Source organism: Streptomyces prasinopilosus (assembly GCF_001419695.1).
In the GTDB taxonomy this organism is placed as follows: Bacteria; Actinomycetota; Actinomycetes; order Streptomycetales; family Streptomycetaceae; genus Streptomyces; species Streptomyces prasinopilosus.
In genome coordinates this window covers 1-4,870 of record NZ_LIRG01000020.1, presented here as the reverse complement: position 1 = coordinate 4,870, position 4,870 = coordinate 1, and the positions used below count along the sequence as shown (strand labels likewise).

Sequence of the window (4,870 nt, the reverse complement as noted above, 5' to 3'; positions counted from 1 at the left end):
CTCGTACGGCGGGCCGGAGGACCTCCGGCCCGCCGTACGAGATGGGAACGTGGGTTGCCCAAGTCTGCCCGCAAGCAGGAGAGGGATCCCGAGGGGCGGATGCCCCTCGCGGAGCACCTTCGCGAGCTCCGCAACCGGCTCGCGAAAGCGCTGCTGGCCATCGTCCTGGTGACGATCGGCGCGGCCTTCTTCTACAACGACATCATCAACTTCTTCACCGAACCGGTGCTCAAGTCGGTCGGCTGCGGCTACTCCTTCGAGGAACTCGCCGCCACCCCCCGTGCCGAGGGCCCCTGCGCGCAGATCACCATCAACGGCCTGATCACGCCGTTCACCCTGGCGCTGAAGGTCTCGCTGATGGCCGGTGTCGTGCTGGCCTCGCCGGTCTGGCTGTACCAGCTGTGGTTGTTCATCGCCCCCGGCCTGCACCGGCACGAGAAGAAGTATGCCTACGCGTTCGTCGCCACCGGCTTCCCGCTCTTCCTCGGCGGCGCCTACTTCGCCTACCGGGTGCTGCCCACGACGGCGAAGGTGCTCATCGAGTTCACGCCGGTCAACGTCGACAACCTGCTGCCGCTGGACGACCTGCTCGACCTCGTCACGCGCATGGTGATCGTCTTCGGGCTCTCCTTCGAGCTGCCGCTGCTGCTGATCATGCTCAACTTCACCGGAGCGCTGACCGGCAAGCGCATGCTCGGCTGGTGGCGCGGCATGATCATGGGCATCACGCTGTTCGCGGCCCTGGCCACGCCGAGCACCGACCCGCTGACCATGATGGCCCTCGCCGGGCCGATCTGGGTCCTGTACTTCGGCGCGGTCGGCGTCTCCCTGCTCAACGACCGCCGCAAGCGCCGTCTGGAGGCCATGGGCCCCGCCGACGACGAGGCCTCCGACCTCGACCTCACCCCCGAGGACATCGGCGAGGCCGAACCCGTGTCGGCCAGGCGGGCCCTGCCCGAGCAGGCGAGCACGGACCGGGTCAACGGTTATGACGACGTGACCTGAACACCGGGCCGCGGCTCGTAGGGTCACGGGGTGACCAGCGAGATCACCCTCTTCGTCAACCCCACCGCGGGACGCGGCCGGGGCGCCCGGGCGGCGCTGCCGGCCGCCTCCGCGTTGCGCGCGGCCGGTTTCCCGGTGCGGACCGTGCTCGGCGAGGACGCCGCGGACGCGCTCACCCGCGCACGCGACGCCGTGGAGCGGGGCACCGGAGCCCTGGTGGCCGTCGGCGGGGACGGCATGGCGAACCTGGCCCTGCGGGCCGTCGTCGGCACCGGCACCCCGTTCGGCCTGATCGCCGTCGGCAGCGGCAACGACTTCGCCCGCTCGCTCGGCATGCCGCTGAGGGAACCGGCCGCCGCCGGCCGGATGATCGCCGACGCCCTCAAGTGCGGACGGGTGCGTGACATCGACCTCGGGCGGGTGGGCGACCGCTGGTTCGGCACCGTCCTCGCCTCCGGCTTCGACTCCCGGGTCAACGACCGCGGCAACCGGATGCGGCTGCCCGCCGGGCGCTTCAGGTACGACCTCGCCGTGGTCGCCGAACTCGCGGCCCTGCGTCCGGTCCCGTACCGGATCACCCTCGACGGCGGCGACGTCCGCGAGGTCGAGGCGACGCTGGTCGCCGTCGGCAACGGGGCCTCGTACGGCGGCGGCATGCGGATCTGCCCGGGTGCCGACCTCACCGACGGGCTGTTCGACGTCACGGTGGTCGGCGCCTGCGGGCGGGCCACCCTGCTGCGGGTCCTTCCTACCGTGTACCGCGGAACGCACGTCGGGCGGCCCGAGGTGAGCGTGCTGCGGGCGTCGCGGGTGGAGCTGGCCGCCGAGGGGGTCACCGGGTACGCGGACGGGGAACCGCTCGGACCCCTGCCGCTGACCGCGCGCTGTGTGCGCGGCGCGGTGCGGGTCGTGGGCCCCTGAGCCGGGCGGAACCGCCCCTGAGCTGGGCGGACCGGGGGCCGGCGGGGACGGATCCGCATAATGATCGTCCTGTTGTCGGTGCGGCCCGGTACGCTCGAAAGCACGATGACAGAGGATCTCTCACCGGCCGAGCGGTACGCGGCAGCACGCAGGCGCGCTGCCGAGCAGGCCACCGCACTCGCCTCCTTCCGCGAGATGTACGACTTCGGCCTCGACCCCTTCCAGATCGAGGCGTGCCAGGCGCTCGAAGCGGGGAAGGGTGTGCTGGTGGCCGCGCCCACCGGCTCGGGCAAGACGATCGTCGGCGAGTTCGCCGTCCACCTGGCACTCCAGCAGGGCAAGAAGTGTTTCTACACGACGCCCATCAAGGCGCTGTCGAACCAGAAGTACGCCGACCTGTGCCGCCGCTACGGCAGCGACAAGGTCGGCCTGCTCACCGGTGACAACAGCGTCAACTCCGGCGCCCCCGTGGTCGTGATGACCACCGAGGTGCTGCGGAACATGCTGTACGCGGGCTCGCAGACGCTGCTCGGCCTCGGATACGTGGTCATGGACGAGGTGCACTACCTCTCCGACCGCTTCCGGGGCGCCGTCTGGGAGGAAGTGATCATCCACCTCCCCGAGTCGGTGACCCTGGTCTCCCTCTCGGCGACGGTGTCGAACGCGGAGGAGTTCGGCGACTGGCTGGACACCGTCCGCGGCCACACCGAGGTCATCGTCTCCGAGCACCGGCCCGTGCCGCTGTTCCAGCACGTCCTCGCCGGACGCCGGATCTACGACCTGTTCGAGGAGGGTGAGGGCCGGAAGAAGGCCGTCAACCCCGACCTCACGCGGATGGCCCGGATGGAGGCGACCCGCCCCTCGTGGGGCGACAGGCGCCGCGGCCGGAACATGCGGGAGGCGGACCGGGAGCGGGAGCGCAGACAGCGCACGCGGGTCTGGACACCGGGCCGGCCCGAGGTCATCGAGCGGCTCGACGCCCAGGGCCTGCTGCCCGCCATCACCTTCATCTTCAGCCGCGCCGCCTGCGAGGCGGCCGTCCAGCAGTGCCTGTACGCGGGGCTGCGGCTCAACGACGACCAGGCGAGGGAGGAGGTCCGCGCCCTCGTCGAGGAACGCACCGCCTCCATCCCCACCGAGGACCTGCACGTCCTCGGCTACTACGAGTGGCTGGAGGGGCTGGAGCGCGGCATCGCGGCCCACCACGCGGGCATGCTGCCGACGTTCAAGGAGGTCGTCGAGGAGCTGTTCGTCCGCGGCCTGGTCAAGGCGGTCTTCGCGACCGAGACCCTCGCCCTGGGCATCAACATGCCCGCCCGCTCGGTGGTGCTGGAGAAGCTGGTCAAGTGGAACGGCGAGCAGCACGCCGACATCACCCCCGGCGAGTACACCCAGCTGACCGGCCGGGCCGGCCGGCGCGGCATCGACGTCGAGGGCCACGCGGTCGTGCTGTGGCAGCGCGGCATGAACCCCGAGCACCTCGCGGGGCTGGCCGGCACCCGCACCTATCCGCTGCGCTCCAGCTTCAGGCCGTCGTACAACATGGCGGTCAACCTCGTCGAGCAGTTCGGCCGGCACCGCTCGCGCGAGCTGCTGGAGACGTCGTTCGCCCAGTTCCAGGCGGACCGTTCGGTGGTCGGCATCTCACGGCAGGTGCAGCGCAACGAGGAGGGCCTCGAGGGCTACCAGGCCTCCATGACCTGCCACCTCGGGGACTTCGAGGAGTACGCGAAGCTGCGCCGCGACCTGAAGGACCGGGAGACGGAGCTGGCCCGCCAGGGCGCGGCGCAGCGGCGCGCCGAGTCGGCCGTCGCCCTGGAGAAGCTCAAGCCCGGCGACATCATCCACGTACCCGCCGGCAAGTACGCCGGGCTGGCCCTGGTGCTGGACCCGGGGCTGCCCGCGGGCCGTGCGGGCGGACACCGCGGCGTCGAGTACCACGACGGGCCGCGCCCCCTGGTGCTGACCGCGGAGCGGCAGGTCAAGCGGCTGGCGTCGATCGACTTCCCGATGCCCGTCGAGGCACTGGAGCGGATGCGGATCCCGAAGTCGTTCAACGCGCGCTCGCCGCAGTCCCGCCGCGACCTGGCCTCCGCGCTGCGGACCAAGGCCGGGCACATCGAGCCGGATCGGCACCGCAAGCGGCGTTCCCAGGCGGCCGACGACCGGGAGATCGCCCGGCTGCGCAAGGCGATCCGGGCCCACCCGTGCCACGGCTGCGACGACCGCGAGGACCACGCCCGCTGGGCCGAGCGCTACCACCGGCTGCGGCGGGACACCAAGCAGCTGGAGCGGCGCATCGAGGGCCGGACGAACACCATCGCCCGCACCTTCGACCGCATCGTCGCCCTGCTGACCGAGCTGGACTACCTGCGCGGCGACGAGGTCACCGCACACGGCAAGCGGCTCGCCCGGCTGTACGGCGAACTCGACCTGCTGGCCAGTGAATGCCTGCGCGAGGGCGTCTGGGAGCGGCTGAACCCGGCCGAACTCGCCGCCTGCGTCTCGGCGCTGGTGTATGAGGCCCGGGTCAGCGACGACGCGGCGATGCCCAAGGTGCCCTCCGGCGGGGCGAAGGCCGCGCTCGGCGAGATGGTCCGCATCTGGGGGCGGCTGGACGCCCTGGAGGAGGACTTCCGCATCACCCAGACCGAGGGCGTGGGCCAGCGCGAACCCGACCTCGGCTTCGCCTGGGCGGCCTACATGTGGGCGTCAGGCAAGGGCCTCGACGAGGTGCTGCGCGAGGTGGACATGCCGGCGGGGGACTTCGTGCGCTGGTGCAAGCAGGTCATCGACGTGCTCGGCCAGATCGCGGCCGCGGCACCGGCGGTGGAGGGCTCCACCGTCGCGAAGAACGCCCGCAAGGCGGTGGACGGACTGCTGCGCGGGGTGGTGGCCTACTCCTCCGTGGGCTGACCGGCCCGGGGCCGGTCAGCCCACGGAG

3 protein-coding genes are annotated in these 4,870 nt (G+C 71.8%); all 3 read left to right on the top strand.

Features of this window, described 5'->3' with window-relative positions:
- The first annotated feature begins 54 nt into the window (after window positions 1-54).
- Genes tatC through AOK18_RS01415 form a run of 3 tightly spaced genes read left to right on the top strand, consistent with a single transcriptional unit; the run spans window position 55 to window position 4,842 of the window.
- On the top strand, window positions 55-1,005 hold the full coding sequence (gene tatC, locus AOK18_RS01425) for a twin-arginine translocase subunit TatC (RefSeq protein ID WP_055693063.1): 951 nt from the start codon (window positions 55-57) through the stop codon (window positions 1,003-1,005).
- 30 nt (window positions 1,006-1,035) lie between these two features.
- Window positions 1,036-1,926, top strand: a complete 891-nt coding sequence (locus AOK18_RS01420; protein WP_055573683.1) for a diacylglycerol kinase — start codon at window positions 1,036-1,038, stop codon at window positions 1,924-1,926.
- Between the two features lie 60 nt (window positions 1,927-1,986).
- Window positions 1,987-4,842 carry a DEAD/DEAH box helicase gene (locus AOK18_RS01415; RefSeq protein ID WP_055573684.1) on the top strand — a complete coding sequence of 952 codons (2,856 nt, stop codon included), beginning with the start codon at window positions 1,987-1,989 and terminating at the stop codon, window positions 4,840-4,842.
- Window positions 4,843-4,870: the final 28 nt, after the last annotated feature.